Below are 21,596 nucleotides of genomic sequence, written 5' to 3' on the forward strand. Positions count from 1 at the left end.
GCTCTTCCAGCCCTAACGCCAGACACCACGCGATGTTGAATGTAAGTTCTTTGGCGTAAAGTACACCAAAGGCGGCGAATCATACAGAATTTAACCAACGTATGCAAACTGATCCGCACGCCGCTTTTACTAATGTGTATACTAACGCGCCACTTTTCAAGTCAGGAAGATTCGATGCCCGTCGCTCACGTTGCCCTGCCCGTTCCGCTTCCCCGCACCTTTGACTACCTGCTGCCCGACAGCATGAGCGCCAAAGCGGGCTGTCGCGTGACCGTGCCGTTTGGCAAACAGCAGCGCGTGGGGATCGTCGTCTCCGTCAGCGATAAAAGCGAATTGCCCCTCAATGAACTGAAATCGGTGGTTGAGGTGCTGGACAGCGAGCCGGTTTACTCCACCAGCACCTGGCGACTGCTGCTGTGGGCGGCAGATTATTATCATCACCCGATTGGCGACGTTCTGTTCCACGCCCTGCCGATCCTGCTGCGCCAGGGCAAAAGCGCCAGCCACGCCCCGATGTGGTACTGGTTTGCCACCGAACAGGGGCAGGCCGTGGACATCAACAGCCTGAAGCGTTCGCAGAAACAGCAGCAGGCGCTGGCGGCGCTGCGTCAGGGAAAAATCTGGCGGCACCAGGTCGACGAGCTTGAGGTCAGCGAAACGGCGCTACAGGCATTAAGAAAGAAAGGGTTGAGCGAGCTGGCCAGCGAAGCGCCCGCCCTTCAGGACTGGCGCGACGACTTCTCCGTCTCGGGCGATCGCCTGCGCCTGAATACCGAGCAGGCCACCGCGGTAGGCGCCATTCATAGCGCCTCGGACCGCTTTTCCGCCTGGCTGCTGGCGGGCGTGACGGGCTCCGGCAAGACCGAAGTCTATCTGAGCGTGCTGGAAAACGTGCTCGCGCAGGGTAAACAGGCGCTGGTGATGGTGCCGGAAATCGGCCTGACGCCGCAAACCATCGCCCGCTTCCGCGAGCGCTTTAACGCGCCCGTTGAGGTGCTGCACTCCGGGCTGAATGACAGCGAGCGCCTCAGCGCCTGGCTGAAAGCGAAAAACGGCGAAGCGGCGATTGTGATCGGCACCCGCTCGTCGCTGTTTACGCCGTTTAAAAACCTCGGCGTTATCGTCATCGACGAAGAGCACGACAGCTCCTATAAACAGCAGGAAGGCTGGCGCTATCACGCCCGCGATCTGGCGGTCTACCGTGCGCACAGCGAGCAAATCCCTATTATTCTCGGATCCGCCACGCCTGCGCTCGAAACGCTGCACAACGTGCGCCAGCGTAAATACCACATGCTGCGCCTGACGCGCCGCGCGGGGAATGCCCGCCCGGCCATTCAGCACGTGCTGGATCTGAAAGGCCAGCAGGTGCAAGCCGGGTTAGCGCCTGCGCTGATTAGCCGCATGCGCCAGCATTTGCAGGCGGGGAACCAGGTCATTCTGTTCCTCAACCGTCGCGGATTTGCCCCCGCCCTGCTGTGCCACGACTGCGGCTGGATTGCCGAGTGCCCGCGCTGCGACCACTACTACACCTTCCATCAGGCCCAGCGACATTTGCGCTGCCACCACTGCGACAGCCAGCGTCCGGTTCCTCGCCAGTGCCCGTCATGTGGTTCCACGCATATCGTGCCGGTGGGGCTGGGAACGGAACAGCTGGAACAGGCGCTTGGCCCTTTCTTCCCGGACGTGCCTATTTCCCGAATCGACCGGGACACCACCAGCCGCAAGGGGGCGCTGGAGCAGCAGCTGGCGGAAGTGCATCGCGGCGGCGCGCGCATCCTGATTGGCACCCAGATGCTGGCCAAAGGGCACCACTTCCCGGACGTGACGCTGGTCGCCCTGCTCGACGTCGACGGCGCGCTGTTCTCGGCAGATTTCCGCTCCGCCGAGCGCTTCGCCCAGCTTTATACTCAAGTGGCAGGGCGTGCCGGTCGCGCGGGGAAACAGGGCGAGGTGGTACTGCAAACGCACCACCCTGAGCACCCGCTGCTACAGACTCTGCTGCACAAAGGCTATGACGCCTTTGCCGAGCAGGCGCTGGCCGAACGCCAGACCATGCAGTTGCCGCCGTGGACCAGCCACGTCATCATCCGCGCGGAGGATCATAACAACCAGCAGGCGCCGCTTTTCCTGCAACAGCTGAGGAATCTCCTGCAGGCCAGCCCGCTGGTGGATAACCAGCTGTGGATCCTGGGCCCGGTGCCGGCGCTGGCACCAAAACGCGGTGGACGTTTCCGCTGGCAAATTTTGCTTCAGCACCCCTCGCGTATTCGCCTGCAGCACATCGTCAGCGGCACGCTGGCGCTCATCAATACCCTGCCGGAAGCGCGTAAAGTGAAGTGGGTACTGGACGTCGATCCCATCGAAGGCTGAAGACGGATCGAAAAATTTAACGCGCCTCACACTTTTTATGAAAATTCTGTAACCGATTCCATTAACTATCTGTAAAAATGGTGATGTCCGCAGTTCGGTGTTCAGGCGAGGAGAAGACGTTGAAGTCCAGGAAAGAGGTTGCCACGGCGACCATGAAAGACGTTGCCGAGAAAGCACAAGTCTCAACGGCAACCGTGTCGCGCGCATTAATGAACCCGGATAAAGTCTCCCAGGCGACCCGTAACAAGGTTGAACAGGCGGCGCTGGAAGTGGGGTATTTCCCGCAGGCGATGGGGCGGAACGTCAAGCGCAATGAATCCCGGACCATCCTGGTAATAGTGCCGGATATCTGCGATCCCTTCTTCAGCGAGATCATTCGCGGTATCGAAGTGACGGCGGCGGAGCAGGGCTATCTGGTGCTGATTGGCGACTGCGCTCACCAGAACCAGCAGGAAAAAACCTTTATCGACCTCATTATCACCAAGCAGATTGACGGCATGCTGCTGCTTGGCTCGCGCCTGCCGTTTGATGCCAGCATCGAAGAACAGCGCAATTTACCGCCGATGGTAATGGCCAACGAATTTGCGCCTGAGCTTGAGCTGCCGACGGTCCACATTGATAACCTCACCGCCGCGTTCAACGCCGTAAACTATCTCCAGGAGCTGGGGCATAAGCGGATTGGCTGCATTGCCGGGCCGGAAGAGATGCCGCTGTGCCACTACCGCCTGCAGGGCTATGTTCAGGCGCTGCGCCGTACCGGTGCGATTGTCGATCCGCACTATATTGCGCGCGGTGATTTTACCTTTGAAGCGGGCGGACAGGCGCTGGAGAAACTGCTGGCGCTGCCGGAACCGCCAACGGCGGTGTTCTGCCACAGCGACGTGATGGCGCTGGGTGCGCTTTCACACGCCAAGCGCCGTGGCTTACGCGTGCCGAAAGATTTGTCGATTATCGGTTTTGATAACATTTCACTTTCAGAGTTTTGCGATCCACCGCTCTCCACCGTTTCACAACCGCGCTATCAGATTGGCCGCGAAGCGATGCTGCTTCTGCTGGATCAGCTGCAGGGTCAAACGGTTAGCAGCGGCTCGCGTTTGCTGGACTGCGAGCTGATTATTCGCGGCTCTACCCAGGCATTGACTTAAAGTAAACGCCTTTCGGACACCCTTATCTGGTCAAAGCCCCGCCGCTTAAGTAACATGGCGGGCTGACGAACGAATAAATACAGCGAAACGATAGTGGCACAACGAGATTATGTACGTCGCGGCCAGCCGGCACCTTCGCGACGCAAAAAGAGCAGTTCAAAAAGCAAGCAGCGTAATCTGCCTGCGGTCTCGCCAGCAATGGTCGCTATTGCTGCGGCCGTGCTGGTGGCCTTTATTGGCGGCCTGTACTTCATCACGCACCATAAAAAAGAAGAGTCCGAGGCCCTTCAGGGCAACAAAGTGGTGGGAAATGGTCTGCCGCCGAAACCTGAAGAGCGCTGGCGCTATATTAAAGAGCTGGAAAGTCGTCAGCCCGGCGTGCGTGCGCCTACTGAGCCCTCAGCCGGTGGCGAAGTGAAGAATGCCGATCAGCTGACGGACGAGCAGCGCCAGCTGCTGGCACAGATGCAGGCCGATATGCGCCAGCAGCCGACGCAGCTGAATGAAGTGCCGTGGAATGAACAAACGCCAGCGCAGCGTCAGCAAACGTTGCAGCTACAGCGTCAGCGCCAGGCACAAATTCAACAGCAGCAACAGCAGCAGTGGACGCAAACTCAGCCGGTACAGCAGCCGAAGGCCCAGCCATACCAGCAACCGCAGCAGCAGACGCGTACGGTGCAGTCGCAGCCTGTTCAACAGCCAAAAGCGCAGCCGCCAAAGCAAGCGGCGCAGCCGTATCAGGATCTGCTCCAGACGCCAGCGCATACCACCGCGCAGCAGCCGAAAACGCAGCAGGCCGCGCCGGTGACCAAAGAGACCGAAGCGCCGAAGCAGACGGCAGAGAAAAAAGACGAGCGCCGCTGGATGGTGCAGTGCGGTTCGTTTAAAGGTGCCGAGCAGGCGGAAACGGTACGTGCTCAACTGGCATTTGAAGGATTTGACTCACGCATTACCACCAATAACGGCTGGAACCGCGTGGTGATCGGCCCGGTTAAAGGCAAAGAAAACGCAGACGGCACCATTTCCCGTTTGAAAGTGGCTGGGCACACAAACTGCATTCGACTCGCCTCCGGGGGTTGAAACCCCCAAAATCCCCCCCATCTATCATTTAATTCCGCCCTGAGCACAGGCTCAGGGCTTCTGTTTCCCGAATCTGTAACCAGGGGGTCTGCTCGTGACAACAATAGTAAGTGTACGCCGTAACGGCCAGGTGGTAATTGCCGGTGATGGCCAGGCCACGCTGGGTAATACCGTCATGAAAGGCAACGTGAAGAAAGTCCGTCGTCTCTACAACGACAAAGTGATCGCCGGTTTTGCAGGCGGCACGGCGGATGCCTTCACGCTGTTTGAACTGTTTGAACGCAAGCTGGAAATGCACCAGGGTCATCTGGTGAAAGCTGCCGTTGAGCTGGCAAAGGACTGGCGAACCGACCGTATGCTGCGCAAGCTCGAAGCGCTGCTGGCGGTCGCGGATGAAACCGCCTCGCTTATCATCACCGGTAACGGTGACGTGATTCAGCCGGAAAACGACCTGATTGCCATCGGCTCTGGCGGCCCTTATGCCCAGGCTGCAGCCCGCGCGCTGTTGGAAAATACCGACATGAACGCGCGCGATATTGCGGTGAAGGCGTTGGATATTGCAGGTGATATCTGCATCTATACCAACCACAACCACACCATCGAAGAATTGACCTCCAAAGCGTAAGGATCTCCCATGTCTGAAATGACCCCACGCGAAATTGTCAGCGAACTGAACAAACACATTATCGGCCAGGATAACGCCAAGCGCTCCGTGGCTATCGCGCTGCGTAACCGCTGGCGTCGTATGCAGCTTGATGAAGAGCTGCGTCACGAAGTCACCCCGAAAAACATTCTGATGATCGGCCCGACCGGCGTCGGTAAAACCGAAATCGCCCGTCGTCTGGCGAAGCTGGCGAACGCGCCGTTCATCAAAGTTGAAGCCACCAAGTTCACCGAAGTGGGCTATGTGGGTAAAGAAGTGGACTCTATCATCCGCGACCTGACCGATTCTGCGATTAAGATGGTGCGCGTCCAGGCGATTGAGAAAAACCGCTACCGCGCGGAAGAGATGGCCGAAGAGCGTATTCTCGACGTGCTGATCCCACCGGCGAAAAACAACTGGGGCCAGGCTGAACAGCAGGCTGAGCCTTCAGCCGCACGTCAGGCGTTCCGCAAAAAACTGCGTGAAGGCCAGCTGGACGACAAAGAGATTGAGATCGACCTCGCGGCCGCGCCGATGGGCGTGGAAATCATGGCGCCTCCGGGCATGGAAGAGATGACCAGCCAGCTGCAGTCCATGTTCCAGAACCTGGGCGGCCAAAAGCAGAAAGCGCGTAAGCTAAAAATCAAAGACGCGATGAAGCTGCTGATTGAAGAAGAAGCGGCGAAGCTGGTAAATCCGGAAGAGCTGAAGCAGGACGCTATCGACGCGGTTGAGCAGCACGGTATCGTTTTTATCGACGAAATCGACAAAATTTGTAAGCGCGGCGGCAACAGCTCCGGTCCGGACGTGTCCCGCGAAGGCGTACAGCGCGACCTGCTGCCGCTGGTTGAAGGCTGCACCGTCTCTACCAAGCACGGCATGGTGAAAACGGACCACATTCTGTTTATCGCTTCCGGTGCATTCCAGGTAGCCAGCCCGTCGGATCTGATCCCCGAACTGCAGGGTCGTCTGCCTATCCGCGTTGAGCTGCAGGCGCTGACCACCGAAGATTTCGAGCGCATCCTGACCGAGCCAAACGCCTCTGCTACCGTACAGTACAAGGCGCTGATGGCGACCGAAGGCGTGAACCTCGAGTTCACCGAAGACGGTATCAAACGTATTGCCCAGGCCGCATGGCAGGTCAACGAAACCACCGAGAACATCGGTGCGCGTCGTCTGCACACCGTGCTGGAACGTCTGGTTGAAGACATCTCATATGACGCGAGCGACCTCAACGGTCAAACCATTACCATCGACGCAGACTATGTGAGCAAACATCTGGATGCGTTAGTGGCAGATGAAGATCTGAGCCGTTTTATCCTATAATCGCGGTTACTGCATTCTCATCACTGTTAATGGGGGCTAAGGCCCCCATTTTTATTGGCTAAATTACTATGACTGATATCAGCCGTACTCAGGCGTGGCTCGAAAGTCTGCGCCCTAAAACGCTTCCTCTGGCTTTTGCCGCCATTATTGTCGGCACCGCGCTTGCCTGGTGGCAAGGGCATTTCGATCCGCTGGTGGCAGGTCTGGCGCTCATTACCGCCGGGCTGCTGCAAATCCTCTCTAACCTCGCGAACGATTATGGCGATGCGGTAAAAGGCAGCGACAAGCCTGACCGTATCGGGCCGCTGCGCGGGATGCAAAAAGGGGTGATCACCCAGGCACAGATGAAGCGCGCGCTGATTATCACCGTGGTGCTGATTTGCTTATCTGGCCTGGCGCTGGTGACGGTCGCCTCGAAAACTACCAGCGACTTCATTGGCTTCCTGGTGCTGGGCCTGCTCGCCATTATCGCGGCCATCACCTACACCGTCGGCACGCGCCCTTACGGCTATATTGGCCTTGGGGATATCTCTGTGCTGGTGTTCTTCGGCTGGCTGAGCGTAATGGGGAGCTGGTACTTACAGGCGCATACGGTGATCCCTGCCCTGTTCCTCCCGGCGACCGCCTGCGGCCTGCTGGCGACGGCGGTACTCAATATCAATAATCTGCGCGATATCGACAGCGATCGCGAGAACGGCAAGAACACGCTGGCGGTGCGTCTGGGGCCGGTGAATGCGCGCCGCTATCATGCCTGCCTGCTTATTGGCGCGCTGGTTTGCCTGGCGCTATTTAACCTGATTTCCCTGCACAGTCTGTGGGGCTGGCTGTTTGTGCTTGCCGCGCCGCTGCTGGTTAAGCAGGCCCGCTTTGTGATGCGTGAACTCAGCCCGGCAGCCATGCCGCCGATGCTGGAGCGAACGGTAAAAGGCGCTCTGCTGACTAACCTGTTGTTCGTTATTGGGATTGTGTTAAGCCAGACGCTCAGTTAGCTGACAAATATCAATTAACAATTGATGATTTTGCCAACAACGCATTTCGCACGATATACTGAACACATTCGCAGCAACTGAGCGTTAAACCTATGAAATACGATACCTCCGAGCTTTGTGACATCTACCAGGAAGATGTCAACGTCGTTGAACCGCTGTTCTCCAACTTTGGTGGGCGGTCATCGTTTGGCGGGCAAATCGTCACGGTGAAATGTTTCGAGGACAACGGGTTGCTGTACGATCTGCTCGAACAGAACGGCCGTGGCCGCGTTCTGGTGGTCGACGGCGGCGGGTCCGTGCGTCGCGCACTGATTGATGCTGAACTGGCCGGCATTGCCGTCCAGAACGAGTGGGAAGGCATCGTGGTGTACGGCTCCGTGCGTCAGGTGGACGATCTCGAAGACCTGGATATCGGGATTCAGGCCATCGCGGCCATTCCGGTAGGCGCTGCGGGTGACGGCATCGGCGAAAGCGACGTGCGCGTTAACTTCGGCGGCGTGACCTTCTTCTCAGGCGATCATCTCTACGCCGATAATACCGGCATTATCCTTTCTGAAGACCCGCTGGATATTGAGTAATTTACCAGGCCATCTTTTATCGGATGGCCTTTATTTTATCATCACCCAAACCGTGAAGTTAACACAGGTTTAGATATCTCCTCTTTTTATACTGCAATAACACTCCCCCGTAGCGTCTCCTGATGGTTTCGGCGCTCCAGAATAACCGTTTATTCAATCGCCGTCGTTTGCCACATATTTTGCATATCACGTCGTACTTTCCCTGCACAGCAAATGCGCACTAACTGCTTACGAAATAAAGAAAATTTAGCTTAGGTTAACGTCTTTACGGTGTATTATGAGTAAATAACCACCACAATTTCAGGGTTACCTTTCCTGCTTACCGGACGGGCTTACCTGACAGAAGAAGAATGGATTCATCATGAGCAATGAAAAGGGATGTAAGTTCTGCCAGCGCGACGGTTTACCCGTCCTGCCGGTTCGTCCGGCAATCATGGAAAAAGGTGACGCGTTACCGGCTTTATCCGGCAGTATCACCGTACCGGTAACGGCCGAAGGAGGTGCAGACTATACCGCCCGTCTGCTGAGGCAGGGCTTTTTATACATCTGGGCGGAACGTTCACAACGCTGGATTAACTATTATGCTACCGGCGACGGCTATTTTTATCCTCTTCCAGAGGACGGCATCGTGCCGCCGCGCGTGGAAAGCGGGGACATTACCCCCTGTATTACCCGACCAGATGAACTGGCAACCGCTTCCCTGGTGACACTGCCGGTAAAGCCCGCCGGAATCCTTAACGGGGTGTACTGGTTTGCGTGGTCTGAAGAGTCGTGGACACCGGTGGTACGCAAACAGCATGAAGATATCGCCTGGCGAAGCCAGTATATGCAGAAATTTGATATGGATGCCTGGCTTGCCAGCCACAACGGTCAGCAGGCCCTGCCCTTCAGTCAGCTCGTTAATTGCGTGGCTGAATACAGTCCAGGACTGCGCAACAGCACTCTTAAAGCCTGGACTCCCTCTCCCCTCAAAGCGGTCAGTAGTCATTCTGCGGCCGCTTTACGACAGGCGGCAGATAATCTGAACGCGGGCAACGGTGCGATTCTAATGTTGTCTGACCCGGTTGGGGTGGCGACGGAGATTTCAGCCCTGGCACGCTACCGGATGCAGCAGGCTATCGCCACGGATCCGGAGTTGAGCCGTGGCACTGCATTGCTGACCATGCTCGGCAGCGTCGAACTGGCAATGCGTAATTATTTTTACCTGCGGGCAGAAGGCGGGGATGAAAGCTATGAGCGCCAGATGCGCTACGGCAGGGACACGCCGGCAGGACCGAGATTTCCGGCTCCGGACATGGCTGACCGGATGCATGTCCTGAATGAGGCCAGCCGGAAGGACCGGGTGGACGAGGCATGGCAGACCGGCTACGAAAAATACATCGACCGGGCAAAGACACAGACATTCAGTCAGACACTGAAAGACTGGCTGACCGAGTATGACAACAGTTCAGTCATTCCCATCACCCGGATGTATCTGGCCTGGCTGTAGGGACCGGCGATGGTGAATTACTTTGTGCAGCACTTTGATCCGACCTGCGCGCACAGCGGCGGACGCTATATCCAGACAGTAGCGAAAGTACTGGCAGGAATGAACGACAAAGGCGGAGTGATTACCCACATCGATCAGCAGCTGAATCAGGCTCCGCTGACGCCGGAAAACTTTCTTCAGCGGGCGGCCTTCTTTAATCATGACGGCTGGATTGCCGAGGCAAATGCACAGCTGAAAAGCGGCGGACCAGACTGGTGGCTGGGCATAAGCTGGGACCGTCTGGCGGACGGCGCGAAGGAGTACAGCGGCAGCTACGCCAGTGCGATCCTGACGGGGCTGGAAAAGCTCAGCATGCTCTGGTCTGAGGCGATGATGAAATCGGTGGATCTGATGGTGAAAGGAACGCCGGTGCGCTTTGCTGTCGGGATACTGGCGATGCAGGGTAAGGCGTTCTCAGCCGTCAGCGTGGTGCCGGGGACGAAAAACTTTGTCGGGGCGATGACCCGGGGAATGGCCGGGATGCTGGAAATGAGTGGACGCAGCGGCGGGCAATTATATACCGCGATGCAAAAGCTGACCGACCGACTGGTGAAGGAGCTACCGGAGCGCTCGCTGGAGAAAATATCTCTGCCGCGGATTATTGACGTGCAGGAAGCGAAGGCACTGGCCGCCCTGCCGGTTAAAGAGCGGCTGGCGAAGCTAAGTACGGCAATGCTCACGGAGGACGAGCTGGCGCGAATGCTGTTCCCGAAATCGCTGGGCTCATCGGTGGCTCAACTGAGCGGGATGAAACCCGGCACGCTGGCGACGGAGATGGCGGCGAAAGGCATGACGTTTGGCGGGACGGTGTTCTCAGCGTACTTCCAGTGGATGGTGCTGGGGTACGGTGTGAAAGAGAGCGGCCTGCCGTCCGGTGGTAAAGCTGCGACGGTGTTCGCGGCGAATGCCAGCATGGCAGTGGCGTCAACGGCGGAAGCGCTGAAGCTGGCGATGACGTCACTGATGAAGCTGGAGCTGCCATCGACCTTATCGGTAATCAGGAACGGCGCCATGGCGGTTGTCGGGGCGGGTATCTGGGGATTGTTTGGGTTCGGCGGTGGATTGGTTTACACAATGATTGAAGGTTTGAATGGGGGCGTTGATCTTTACCGTGGAAAAATGGGGGAAGGCATTGCTCATCTGATTAATGCCCTCGGTGTCGGAATGATGACAGTCGGGGGCGGTAGCGAAATATCCGTCACTCTCCTCGGCTTGGCTGGTGTGTCAGCTACTTTCATTGAGGAATCCACCGTGTTGGCTTTTTTCCTCGGACCTGCGGGGATTTTTGTCGGAATGATACTGGTTCTGGGGGCCGGGGCCTGGCTGTTAAGTCATACCCGGAACGATATACAGACCTGGCTGCTCAGTACGCAGTGGCGGCGGATTCCGGCGGATGAAAGCGATATCCCGGCTATCTGGCCGAATGCACAAATGGAAAAGGACGGCTATATGGCCCTGAATGCACAGGGAGGAGCACATGTTTAACCCTTTTAAGCGATTCCCTGTCGACCCGTCATCGAATCGGTTCTATAAGGGATTTCGTCGTCTTAGCGATAAAGGTGTTTTTAAAATTTATTCGCAGAAAACAGGTGATCCGGATGTTCCTGGTATATCCGGGTTCGACAGCGTGGTGCGGCTGAACACGACGTATCTGGAGCTGGTTGACCGTTCTTACAACTGGCGCGGAACATGGACGCTGGCAGGGGTAATCTTTTTCTGTCTGTCCTTTAGTTTGTTTTGCTACAGCATTATCGGGGTGGTATTGGGATGGGGAGGACGCAGTTTTGGCATCTGGTTTGGAACCGTTTTAATTTGGGCCATTACATTGCCGGTTTCTTTACTCACATACCGGCTGATGACCTCCGAGGTATTTTTCAGCACCTACTATCCGATCCGCTTTAACCGTAAAAATAGGATGGTGTATGTGTACCAGTCCGGCGGAAAAGTGATGTCTGTGCCGTGGGATGAGCTCAAATTTGTCCTGCACCCAACGAAGGGGCGACTCTCAACGCAGTGGACCATTGTGGGTTGTCTTACGGGAGATGACGGGGATACTGTCACAGGGGCTATTCCTTTGCCGATTAATCTGGAAAGTGACCCCGATGTGCTGTCCATGTACTGGGAGTTTATCCGCTGCTATATGGAAGAGGGAGATGAGTATCTCCCGGACCTCGCGGACTCCATTGCCTGGTGCCCGCCAGTGGAAAAGCAGAAAGAGGGCTGGCTGTTCGGACTGCTCTATCTCAGTAAGCAGTGGTTCGGGCGTCTCGGCCTGCTGGTAAATGCGCTGCAGTTGCCTCTCTTTTTCGTTCTCAGTTTTCCGCGCTGGCTGGTTATGCTGACCTGCAAAATCCCGGAATGGCCTGCAGAAGTGGTCGCGGCCTGTCAGCCGGCTGAGAATGACCCTGTCAACAAAGGCGCTGAGCATAATCCACCGCAGGTCTGGCGGCCGATGCTGGGCTTGCAGGGTAAGGTGCGTTATGCCCGCACGTTTGCAAAAGAGCGCGGAGCAATGGACCGGGTCGTTGCCCGGCTGAAAGCCAAATATGGCGGGCAGAACCATGCGGACTGAGGGGCTTATCGGTCATGAACCGAATACTGGCGAAAGCGACGTACGCGTGAATTTCGGCGGCGTGACCTTCTTCTCCGGCGACCATCTTTATGCTGATAATACCGGCATTATCCGGTCGGAAGATGCGCTGGATATCGAGAAAAAAAACCGGGTAGCGGCGACGCTTACCCGGCTATTTCTGTTCAATCCCGACAGAATTAAACCTCTTCCATACGTCCCAGCAGCGCCTGCAGGCGATCCTGCCAGCCGTTCTGCTGTTCGCGCAGCTGGTTGTTTTCGCGCTCCAGTTCTTCGCGGCCGTGCTGAGCGTTCTGAACTTCCTGCGCCAGGCTGTTGTTCTTCTCTTTCAGCTCTTCAATTTCCATCTGCAGCAGCGTGATGGTGTCAATCGCCTGCTGTACTTTCGCTTCCAGTTTCTCAAACACTTCTAAAGACATGATCCTACCTCTCCTGAATTGCAAGGCGACGCTTTAACGTAAACGCGCACAACATATGTTCCGATTGTATGGAGCGCAGTCGCCCCTGTCCAGCGGCATGCCACGCAGATCGCGGTTTGCAACACTTTTCGGCCTCGTCCTGGTGCGTTCGCGGCATATACCTCTAAGTTGTTAACCCATTCGTTAAAAAAATGATTCAGCTCACCATGCGCGACTGATGCAAAAACGCGCTTTATGGCGCGAAAACGCTCATTTTATTGACACAGACCACACATTTTAATTTCGATATTTCTCGTTTTTGCTCGTTAACGATAAATTAACACTATGTCTACAGGGCATCGTGGCTGTCACGGGCGGCCACGCTAACAATAAACATCAATTTCTTCAGGATTCCGATTATGAGTCAGACATCAACCTTAAAAGGCCAGTGCATTGCCGAGTTCCTTGGTACCGGGTTGTTGATATTCTTCGGAGTGGGCTGTGTCGCTGCACTGAAAGTGGCGGGTGCCAGTTTTGGTCAGTGGGAAATCAGTATCATCTGGGGTCTGGGCGTGGCGATGGCCATCTACCTGACTGCAGGGGTCTCTGGCGCACATCTTAACCCGGCGGTGACTATCGCACTGTGGCTGTTCGCGTGCTTCGACGGACGCAAAGTTGTTCCCTTCATTATTTCTCAATTTGCCGGCGCGTTTTGCGCAGCGGCGTTAGTTTACGGGCTTTATTACAATCTTTTCATCGACTTCGAACAGACGCATCATATGGTGCGCGGCAGCGTCGAAAGTCTGGATCTGGCAGGCATCTTCTCAACCTACCCTAACCCACATATCAATTTTGTGCAGGCGTTCGCAGTTGAAATGGTGATTACCGCTATTCTGATGGGCGTCATTATGGCTTTGGGCGATGATGGTAACGGCATTCCACGTGGCCCGCTGGCGCCATTGCTGATTGGCCTGCTGATCGCCGTCATCGGTGCGTCCATGGGGCCGTTAACAGGGTTTGCGATGAACCCGGCGCGTGACCTGGGTCCAAAAACCTTCGCCTTCTTTGCAGGATGGGGCGACGTGGCTTTCACCGGCGGCAAAGATATTCCTTACTTCCTGGTACCGCTGTTCGGACCAGTCGTAGGGGCGGCACTGGGTGCATTTGGCTATCGCAAATTAATTGGTCGCCACTTACCGTGCGACACCTGTGTGGAAGAGGAGAAGGAAACGACTTCTACCGCACAACAAAAAGCTTCGCTGTAATCTGACTACGGGACACATACCATGACCGAAAAAAAATATATCGTTGCGCTCGACCAGGGCACTACCAGCTCCCGCGCTGTCGTAATGGATCATGACGCGAATATCGTCAGCGTGTCACAGCGCGAATTTGAGCAAATTTATCCTCGTCCAGGCTGGGTAGAACACGACCCGATGGAGATCTGGGCGTCACAAAGCTCCACGCTGGTAGAAGTGCTGGCGAAAGCCGACATCAGTTCCGACGAAATCGCCGCGATTGGTATCACCAACCAGCGTGAAACCACCGTGGTGTGGGAACGCGAAACCGGTAAGCCGATTTACAACGCCATCGTCTGGCAGTGCCGCCGTACGTCAGAGATCTGCGAACAGCTTAAGCGTGACGGGATGGAAGAGTACGTGCGTAGCGCCACCGGCCTGGTGGTTGACCCGTACTTCTCCGGCACCAAAGTGAAGTGGATCCTCGACCACGTGGAAGGTTCACGCGAGCGTGCAAAACGCGGCGAGCTGCTGTTCGGTACCGTTGATACCTGGCTTATCTGGAAGATGACTCAGGGACGTGTCCACGTTACTGACTACACTAATGCCTCGCGCACCATGCTGTTCAACATCAACACCCTGGAGTGGGATGACAAGATGCTGGACGCGCTGGATATTCCGCGCGCGATGCTGCCTGAAGTGCGTAAGTCGTCTGAAGTCTACGGCCAGACCAACATCGGCGGTAAAGGCGGCACCCGTATTCCTATCGCCGGTATCGCCGGTGACCAGCAGGCGGCGCTGTTCGGCCAGCTGTGCGTCAAGGAAGGGATGGCGAAGAACACCTACGGCACCGGCTGCTTTATGCTGATGAACACCGGCGAGAAAGCGGTGAAATCAGAAAACGGCCTGCTGACCACCATCGCCTGCGGCCCGCGCGGCGAGGTGAACTATGCCCTGGAAGGTGCGGTGTTTATGGCGGGCGCATCTATTCAGTGGCTGCGCGACGAGATGAAGCTGATCAGCGATGCGTTTGACTCCGAGTACTTCGCGACCAAAGTGAAAGACACCAACGGCGTGTACGTGGTGCCAGCGTTCACCGGTCTGGGCGCACCGTACTGGGACCCGTATGCCCGCGGCGCAATTTTCGGCCTGACGCGCGGTGTGAACTCAAACCACATCATTCGTGCGACCCTGGAATCCATCGCCTACCAGACGCGTGACGTACTGGAAGCGATGCAGGCAGACTCCGGCATTCGTCTGCACGCCCTGCGCGTGGACGGCGGCGCGGTGGCCAACAACTTCCTGATGCAGTTCCAGTCCGACATTCTGGGTACCCGCGTTGAGCGCCCTGAAGTACGTGAAGTGACGGCACTGGGCGCGGCGTATCTTGCGGGTCTCGCGGTAGGCTTCTGGCAGAACCTGGACGAGCTGCAGGAGAAAGCGGTCATCGAACGCGAATTCCGCCCTGGCATCGAAACCACCGAGCGCAACTACCGCTACAGCGGCTGGAAGAAAGCGGTGAAACGCGCCCTTGCGTGGGAAGAGCACGAAGAGTAAGCCTATATTCCCTCTCCCTGTGGGAGAGGGTTAGGGTGAGGGGCATCGACCGCACCGGTCCCCTCACCCCTCCCCACTCTGTGATAAACTTCGTGCAATTCCTTTTGATTGTACGAGTCCCTCATGAAACGTGAACTTGCTATCGAGTTTTCCCGCGTCACCGAAGCAGCCGCCCTTGCAGGCTATAAATGGCTGGGTCGTGGCGACAAAAATACCGCAGACGGCGCGGCCGTCCACGCCATGCGCATTGTGCTTAACCAGGTCAACATCGACGGCACTATTGTCATCGGTGAAGGCGAGATCGACGAAGCGCCGATGCTCTATATCGGTGAAAAAGTCGGGACCGGCAAAGGCGATGCCGTGGATATCGCGGTCGACCCGATTGAAGGCACCCGCATGACGGCGATGGGCCAGGCCAACGCGCTGGCGGTGCTGGCCGTGGGCGATAAAGGCTGCTTCCTCAACGCGCCGGACATGTACATGGAAAAGCTGATTGTCGGCCCTGGTGCGAAAGGTGCAATCGATCTCAGCCTGCCGCTGGAAGAGAACCTGCGCAACATCGCCAAAGCCCTGGGCAAACCCCTTAGCGAACTTACCGTGACCATTCTGGCGAAACCGCGCCACGACGCCACCATCTCTTATCTGCAAACACTCGGCGTGCGCGTGTTTGCCATTCCGGATGGCGACGTTGCCGCGTCTATTCTGACCTGCATGCCGGACAGCGAAGTCGACGTGCTTTACGGCATCGGCGGCGCGCCGGAAGGCGTGGTCTCTGCGGCGGTGATCCGCGCGCTGGACGGCGATATGCAGGCGCGCCTTCTGCCGCGCCATGAGGTGAAAGGCGACAGCGACGAAAACCGTCGTATCGGTGAGGACGAGCTGGCGCGCTGCGCAGCGATGGGCATCGAAGCCAATAAAGTACTGGCGCTGAACGACATGGCGCGCAGCGATAACGTCGTCTTCTCTGCAACCGGCATCACCAAAGGCGATCTGCTGGACGGCATCACCCGCAAGGGCAACATGGCGACCACTGAAACGCTGCTGATCCGCGGTAAATCGCGCACCATCCGACGCATTCAGTCCATTCACTATCTCGACCGTAAAGACCCGGACGTGCAGACGCACATTCTGTAAAACCGTTTGATCGATAGAGCTTTCCGGCCCGAAGGGGCTGGAAATGTTTCCCACAAGTACGGAAGATAGAACAGAGAAACAGCACAGGAGAAGATCATGGCGGACTGGGTAACAGGTAAAGTCACAAAGATAGAATTCTGGACCGATGCGCTATTTAGTCTCACCCTGCATGCTCCCGTTCACCCGTTTAAGGCCGGGCAATTTGCCAAGCTGGGGCTGGATGTCGACGGCGAGCGCGTGCAGCGCGCCTACTCTTACGTTAACGCGCCGGATAACCCGGACCTCGAGTTCTATCTGGTCACCGTTCCTGACGGTAAGCTCAGCCCGCGCCTTGCCGCCCTTCAGCCCGGCGACGAAGTGCAGATTGTGAGCGAAGCGGCAGGCTTCTTTGTGCTCGAAGAGATCCCTGACTGTGACACGCTCTGGATGCTGGCAACCGGCACGGCCATCGGTCCGTATCTCTCTATCTTGCAGTACGGTAAGGATCTGGAGCGCTTCAAAAACATCGTGCTGGTGCACGCCGCGCGCTATGCCGCAGATTTAAGCTATCTCCCGCAGATGCAGGCGCTGGAACAGCAGTACGGCGGAAAGTTAAAGATTCAGACGGTAGTCAGCCGCGAAACCGTAGCAGGAGCGCTTACCGGTCGCGTACCGGCGTTAATTGAGAGCGGCGCACTGGAAGACGCGGTGGGTTTACCGATGACAGCCGAAACCAGCCACGTCATGCTGTGCGGTAACCCGCAGATGGTCCGGGACACGCAGCAGCTTCTGAAGGATACCCGGCAGATGACGAAACATCTTCGCCGCCGGCCGGGTCATATGACCGCCGAACACTACTGGTGATCAGCGGTATTTCACCTCGACGGTATCTTTACCGTATTTATTTTCGCTCTGGGTGCCGATAAACGCGCCCAGATCGACAATCATCATCACGAAGATGACCGACGGCAGCAGCCTGCCCACGACCCACGGCAGGATGGAAGGCAGCATCGCCCAGTTCCCTGCCACCAGCATCCACGCCAGTATGATCAAAAATGCCCACGCGCCGGAGCGGCCGCGATCGTGCAGGCGTTTCACCACGACGGCCGCCGTTGGCCATAGCAGGCAGACCAGTGCAAATGCCGCCGTTTGCGTGCTCAGCCAAGCGTTGTAGGCAACGAAAAAAAGAAGCAGCATGGCGACGACCCACGTCACCATCCAGACCCAGAAATCACGGCGTCCAATACGCCCTTTGAATGAAAACAGCCACTGCTGTATGGTCATGTAAGGTTCCTTATTATCGTTTAGCCCGCATTTTACCCTGGAGTTGTGACCTTTTGACAAGCCGACCAGATATCGTTTTAATCATGAGCACTTACGGCCAGGTGCAATGTTGATGAAAAATTCGGCACATTCTCTTTTCCTGTGTTTAGCGATGCTCGGCGCGGGTTTTCCGCTGCACGCCGCCAACACCGCGGCCCCCACCACTGCGCCGTATTTGCTGGCGGGCGCACCGTCTTTCGATCAGTCCATCAGCCAGTTTCGCGAAGCTTTCAATCAGGCCAACCCAGGGCTGCCGCTGGATGAGTTTCGCGCCATTGATAGCTCGCGCGATACCCCTACACTGACCCGTGCAGCGAGCAAGATTAACGAGAATTTGTATGCTTCCACGGCGCTGGAGCGCGGTACGTTAAAAATCAAAAGCATGCAAATCACCTGGCTGCCGATTCAGGGGCCAGAGCAGAAAGCGGCTAAATCGAAGGCGCTTGATTACATGAGCGCGGTGCTGCAGGCGTTTACGCCTGCGCTGACGAAAAAGCAGAGCCAGCAAAAGCTGCAAAAGCTGCTGGCCGCCGGTAAAAACAAGCGGTACTACGCCACAACCGAAGGTGCGATTCGCTATGTGGTGGCGGATAACGGCGAAAAAGGACTGACCTTCGCCGTTGAACCGATTAAGCTGGCGCTATCTGACACCCTTGGCGGGGCCAATTAATGACAAAAAGCAAAGCCTTTCGAGGGAAAATCTCTATACTGATTCACAGACCATGCTGCCCGACAGGGCGGCCATATTCCTTAATTCGCTTATTTAGCGTGGAGAATTGAAATGCGACATCCTTTAGTGATGGGTAACTGGAAACTGAACGGCAGCCGCCATATGGTAAACGAACTGGTTGCAAACCTGCGTAAAGAGCTGGCTGGCGTGACCGGCTGCGCGGTTGCTATCGCTCCGCCGGATATGTACCTGGATCTGGCTAAACGTGCCGCTGACGGCAGCCACATCGTGCTGGGCGCGCAGAACGTTGACGTTAACCTGTCTGGCGCGTTCACCGGTGAAACTTCCGCTGAAATGCTGAAAGATATCGGCGCGAAATACATCATCATCGGCCATTCCGAGCGTCGCACCTACCACAAAGAATCTGACGAGTTCATCGCGAAGAAATTTGCCGTGCTGAAAGAGCAGGGTCTGATCCCGGTTCTGTGCATCGGTGAAACCGAAGCGGAAAACGAAGCGGGCAAAACCGAAGAAGTGTGTGCACGTCAGATCGACGCCGTGCTGAAAACGCAGGGCGCGGCAGCGTTCGAAGGCGCGGTTATCGCTTACGAGCCAGTCTGGGCGATCGGTACCGGCAAATCTGCTACCCCTGCGCAGGCTCAGGCAGTTCACAAATTCATCCGTGACCACATTGCTAAAGCCGACGCGAAAGTGGCTGAGCAAGTGATCATCCAGTACGGCGGCTCCGTAAACGCCTCCAACGCTGCTGAGCTGTTTACCCAGCCAGATATCGATGGCGCGCTGGTTGGCGGTGCATCCCTGAAAGCGGACGCTTTCGCGGTGATCGTTAAAGCGGCAGAAGCGGCTAAACAGGCGTAATGGCCTTTGTGGCGGGTGGCGCTTGCGCTTACCCGCCGCTACAAACGCCCTAACACGCTAAACCACAGATAATCCAGCGGCAGCAGCACCAGATACGTCGCAATCGCCAGCGCCAGGCAGAGCACCATCCCCGCCCTTGCAGGCACCTTTCCTAGCCCCATCGCCACCACAATCGGCGACGCCTGATACGGCAGCAGCGGCGTGGAATAGCCCAGTACCTGAATCATGATCACCGACAGCAGCGGGAAACCGGTCGCGTCCGAGAAGCTCTGCGCCAGCGTGGTGTACAGCGCCGGAACGCCGTTGGCAGTCATAATGAAGTTGAGTGCCGTAGTAATTCCGGTTAGCGCCAGGAAGCTGGTGAATGGTTTGTCCACATCCAGGGGCATTATGCGCAGCAGCGCCTCGCCTACGGCCGCTCCGATACCCGTTTGCGTCACGACGATCGCCAGCCCGAGAATACCCGCAACGTAAATGCAGGTGCGCATATTTACCCCCGCCGAAAACTCCTCGCCGGTGATAAAACCAATGCGCGGCAGCATAACGATAATCGAGGCCGCCAGCCCCGTCCACGCCGGCCCCACGCCGTGCCAGCTCTCCGTCACCCACATCATCAGCACCACCACCAGCAGCCAGGCGAGTCGTTTTTCGTCACGCCCCATCGGTTCAGACAGCGTGAAATCCTTCGCCGGTTTCGGGCTGCCGGGGAACAGCCAGCAGATGAGGCCAATCAGAATCAGGCCTTTGAGAATACCGAGCACCGGCGTGTGCAGCAGCAGATACGGGACATAGTTCAGGTGAATGCCGTACGAGCCTTCCGCCGCGCCGCTCATGACCAGGTTAGGCACGTTGGCGGGCAGAATGGTGGCCGAGAGCTGGAAGGTACCGAAGCCGACTGCCAGCGCAAGGCCGAACCAGGCGCGGGAGCCGTCGGCAATACCGGCGCGTTTCGCCATCGCCGCGACAATGGGCATCAGCAGCGCAATACGCCCCATGTTTGACGGCATCACAAACGCCAGCGCGTAGCTGAGCAATACCACGCTCGCCACCATCAGCATCCAGGAGTCGGTGAGCTTTGCCGACAGCGCCCGGGCGGCCCTGTCCGCCAGGCCGGTTTTACGGATCGCCACGCCGAGCACAAAGCCGCTGAAGACCAGCCAGAAGGCCGACGAGGCAAAACCGCCAAAAATCACCTCCGGCGGGGCGATTCTGGCGGTCATCGCCGCCGTGAAAAACAGCAGCGCGGTGATAAATTCCGGCAACAGCGACGTCGCCCACAGCACGATGGTGACGCCGACGATCAGCGAGGGCAGCAGCAGAGGATGCGTTAACCAGAGCGACATACCTGTCTCCTGTAGATTTTTTCAGCAAGTCTACGGTGACAGGCAGCCTGAGTAAACGCGATTTATAGTGGGGTTACTTCAGGATAGCGCATTGATGATCCTGCAATTCCTCTGCCGACGCGCGGTTAAGCGTGAGCAGGTTACGCTCGGTCGCCAGCAAAACAAACGAACCATCCGACTGCTGCGCCATCGCCAGCGCGAAGCGTCCCATATGGTCGCGCGCCTCCGGCAGCTCTTCCGCCAGCATCATAAACGGACTGCGCTGGACCAGTTCATTCTCCGTCACCCGGCGTGCGAGGTACTCATGCCCTTCCAGCCCACCCGGGAACGGTAGCCACTGGGTGCTGATATCTCCCTGCGCCGCGTTGAGCTTCTCGCGCACGTCCGGGCGCAGGCAGGAGATATGGATATGGAAATGGTTTTGCGTGCGTCCGGTCGGTGAGTTAATCGTCAGCGAAATAGCGCTGTCCGGCACTTCAGAGCCACGCTTCAGGGTCATAAAGCTGCGCGACTGCCACGCCAGCCAGAAGAAGTTTGGCGTATGAGGCTCGGTCAGGAGCGGGCTTTCGGTGCCGTTGATGCGATACGTTGGCATCAGCAGATACTGCAGCGGCCCGTTGCGGTCCTTAAATACCACATAGCCCGCGTCAGGCTTCACCTGCACGCAGGGTGCCGGGTTACGGTGTTGCAGCTGATTAGGCAGACACTGGTCGAGGACGATATGGCGCAACGCATTCGGATTACCCGCTTTTATCCAGTACACGCCGCCTGCGGCAAGGGCGATGACAATCAGGATCAATAAGATAATTTTTTTCACAACGCGTTC

20 protein-coding genes and 1 pseudogene are annotated in these 21,596 nt (G+C 57.1%); 17 read left to right on the forward strand and 4 right to left on the reverse strand.

Annotated features, from left to right (window positions below):
• Window positions 1-174: 174 nt before the first annotated feature.
• The 11 genes and pseudogenes from priA to IB212_RS22535 form a co-directional block, all read left to right on the forward strand.
• Window positions 175-2,370: a primosomal protein N' gene (priA, locus tag IB212_RS22485; RefSeq protein ID WP_041911798.1), complete on the forward strand. Its 2,196-nt coding sequence runs from the start codon at window positions 175-177 to the stop codon at window positions 2,368-2,370.
• Window positions 2,371-2,489: 119 nt separating this feature from the next.
• On the forward strand, window positions 2,490-3,515 hold the full coding sequence (cytR, locus tag IB212_RS22490; RefSeq protein WP_041911797.1) for a DNA-binding transcriptional regulator CytR: 1,026 nt from the start codon (window positions 2,490-2,492) through the stop codon (window positions 3,513-3,515).
• Between the two features lie 93 nt (window positions 3,516-3,608).
• Window positions 3,609-4,595, forward strand: a complete 987-nt coding sequence (ftsN, locus tag IB212_RS22495; protein WP_028014839.1) for a cell division protein FtsN — start codon at window positions 3,609-3,611, stop codon at window positions 4,593-4,595.
• A gap of 94 nt (window positions 4,596-4,689) precedes the next feature.
• Window positions 4,690-5,220: an ATP-dependent protease subunit HslV gene (gene hslV / locus IB212_RS22500; protein WP_014072345.1), complete on the forward strand. Its 531-nt coding sequence runs from the start codon at window positions 4,690-4,692 to the stop codon at window positions 5,218-5,220.
• A gap of 9 nt (window positions 5,221-5,229) precedes the next feature.
• Entirely contained in the window at window positions 5,230-6,564 is a 1,335-nt protein-coding gene (gene hslU, locus IB212_RS22505) for an HslU--HslV peptidase ATPase subunit (RefSeq protein ID WP_028014840.1), read from the forward strand.
• A 62-nt stretch (window positions 6,565-6,626) separates the two neighbouring features.
• Complete coding sequence (gene menA, locus IB212_RS22510) at window positions 6,627-7,553, forward strand: 1,4-dihydroxy-2-naphthoate polyprenyltransferase (RefSeq protein ID WP_100171285.1); 927 nt, start codon at window positions 6,627-6,629, stop codon at window positions 7,551-7,553.
• A gap of 92 nt (window positions 7,554-7,645) precedes the next feature.
• Window positions 7,646-8,131 (forward strand): ribonuclease E activity regulator RraA, encoded by a 486-nt coding sequence (gene rraA / locus IB212_RS22515; RefSeq protein WP_014885702.1) that lies wholly within the window; start codon window positions 7,646-7,648, stop codon window positions 8,129-8,131.
• Window positions 8,132-8,492: 361 nt separating this feature from the next.
• Window positions 8,493-9,620, forward strand: a complete 1,128-nt coding sequence (locus IB212_RS22520; RefSeq protein ID WP_041911796.1) for a T6SS effector BTH_I2691 family protein — start codon at window positions 8,493-8,495, stop codon at window positions 9,618-9,620.
• A gap of 9 nt (window positions 9,621-9,629) precedes the next feature.
• Window positions 9,630-11,144 carry a hypothetical protein gene (locus IB212_RS22525; RefSeq protein ID WP_041911795.1) on the forward strand — a complete coding sequence of 505 codons (1,515 nt, stop codon included), beginning with the start codon at window positions 9,630-9,632 and terminating at the stop codon, window positions 11,142-11,144.
• Window positions 11,137-12,231: a DUF6708 domain-containing protein gene (locus IB212_RS22530; RefSeq protein WP_188246147.1), complete on the forward strand. Its 1,095-nt coding sequence runs from the start codon at window positions 11,137-11,139 to the stop codon at window positions 12,229-12,231. The genes IB212_RS22525 and IB212_RS22530 overlap by 8 nt, the downstream gene beginning before the upstream one ends.
• Before the next feature lie 28 nt (window positions 12,232-12,259).
• Window positions 12,260-12,370 (forward strand): annotated as a pseudogene (locus IB212_RS22535) (hypothetical protein); the annotation flags it as partial.
• A 58-nt stretch (window positions 12,371-12,428) separates the two neighbouring features.
• Here IB212_RS22535 and zapB read toward each other — a convergent pair.
• A complete protein-coding gene (zapB, locus tag IB212_RS22540) occupies window positions 12,429-12,668 on the reverse strand; it encodes a septal ring assembly protein ZapB (RefSeq protein ID WP_028014842.1) in 240 nt (79 codons plus the stop codon).
• Between the two features lie 398 nt (window positions 12,669-13,066).
• Between zapB and IB212_RS22545 the strand changes: the two genes are divergently transcribed.
• The 4 genes from IB212_RS22545 to fpr all read left to right on the forward strand — a co-directional run bounded on the left by IB212_RS22545 (window position 13,067) and on the right by fpr (window position 17,419).
• The gene (locus IB212_RS22545; protein WP_028014843.1) at window positions 13,067-13,912 is read left to right on the forward strand and encodes an MIP/aquaporin family protein; all 846 of its coding nucleotides are present in this window, start codon (window positions 13,067-13,069) and stop codon (window positions 13,910-13,912) included.
• Window positions 13,913-13,933: 21 nt separating this feature from the next.
• Entirely contained in the window at window positions 13,934-15,442 is a 1,509-nt protein-coding gene (gene glpK, locus IB212_RS22550) for a glycerol kinase GlpK (protein ID WP_028014844.1), read from the forward strand.
• Between the two features lie 123 nt (window positions 15,443-15,565).
• Window positions 15,566-16,576, forward strand: coding sequence for a class II fructose-bisphosphatase (gene glpX / locus IB212_RS22555; RefSeq protein WP_045630599.1), 1,011 nt, complete (start codon window positions 15,566-15,568; stop codon window positions 16,574-16,576).
• A gap of 96 nt (window positions 16,577-16,672) precedes the next feature.
• Window positions 16,673-17,419: a ferredoxin--NADP(+) reductase gene (gene fpr, locus IB212_RS22560; protein WP_041911792.1), complete on the forward strand. Its 747-nt coding sequence runs from the start codon at window positions 16,673-16,675 to the stop codon at window positions 17,417-17,419.
• On the opposite strand, the gene IB212_RS22565 is transcribed toward fpr, so the two are convergent.
• On the reverse strand, window positions 17,420-17,839 hold the full coding sequence (locus IB212_RS22565) for a DUF805 domain-containing protein (RefSeq protein WP_028014847.1): 420 nt from the start codon (window positions 17,837-17,839) through the stop codon (window positions 17,420-17,422).
• A gap of 112 nt (window positions 17,840-17,951) precedes the next feature.
• Here IB212_RS22565 and IB212_RS22570 point away from each other — a divergent pair, with 112 nt between their 5' ends.
• Both IB212_RS22570 and tpiA read left to right on the forward strand, forming a co-directional pair.
• Window positions 17,952-18,548: a DUF1454 family protein gene (locus IB212_RS22570; protein WP_041911791.1), complete on the forward strand. Its 597-nt coding sequence runs from the start codon at window positions 17,952-17,954 to the stop codon at window positions 18,546-18,548.
• A 111-nt stretch (window positions 18,549-18,659) separates the two neighbouring features.
• Window positions 18,660-19,427 (forward strand): triose-phosphate isomerase, encoded by a 768-nt coding sequence (gene tpiA / locus IB212_RS22575; RefSeq protein WP_006808674.1) that lies wholly within the window; start codon window positions 18,660-18,662, stop codon window positions 19,425-19,427.
• 38 nt (window positions 19,428-19,465) lie between these two features.
• On the opposite strand, the gene IB212_RS22580 is transcribed toward tpiA, so the two are convergent.
• The gene (locus tag IB212_RS22580; RefSeq protein ID WP_041911790.1) at window positions 19,466-20,770 is read right to left on the reverse strand and encodes an SLC13 family permease; all 1,305 of its coding nucleotides are present in this window, start codon (window positions 20,768-20,770) and stop codon (window positions 19,466-19,468) included.
• Window positions 20,771-20,843: 73 nt separating this feature from the next.
• Window positions 20,844-21,587, reverse strand: coding sequence for a CDP-diacylglycerol diphosphatase (locus IB212_RS22585; protein ID WP_041912098.1), 744 nt, complete (start codon window positions 21,585-21,587; stop codon window positions 20,844-20,846).
• Between the last annotated feature and the right edge of the window lie 9 nt (window positions 21,588-21,596).

It is taken from the genome of Enterobacter sp. E12, assembly GCF_014596715.2.
Taxonomy (GTDB): Bacteria; Pseudomonadota; Gammaproteobacteria; order Enterobacterales; family Enterobacteriaceae; genus Enterobacter; species Enterobacter bugandensis.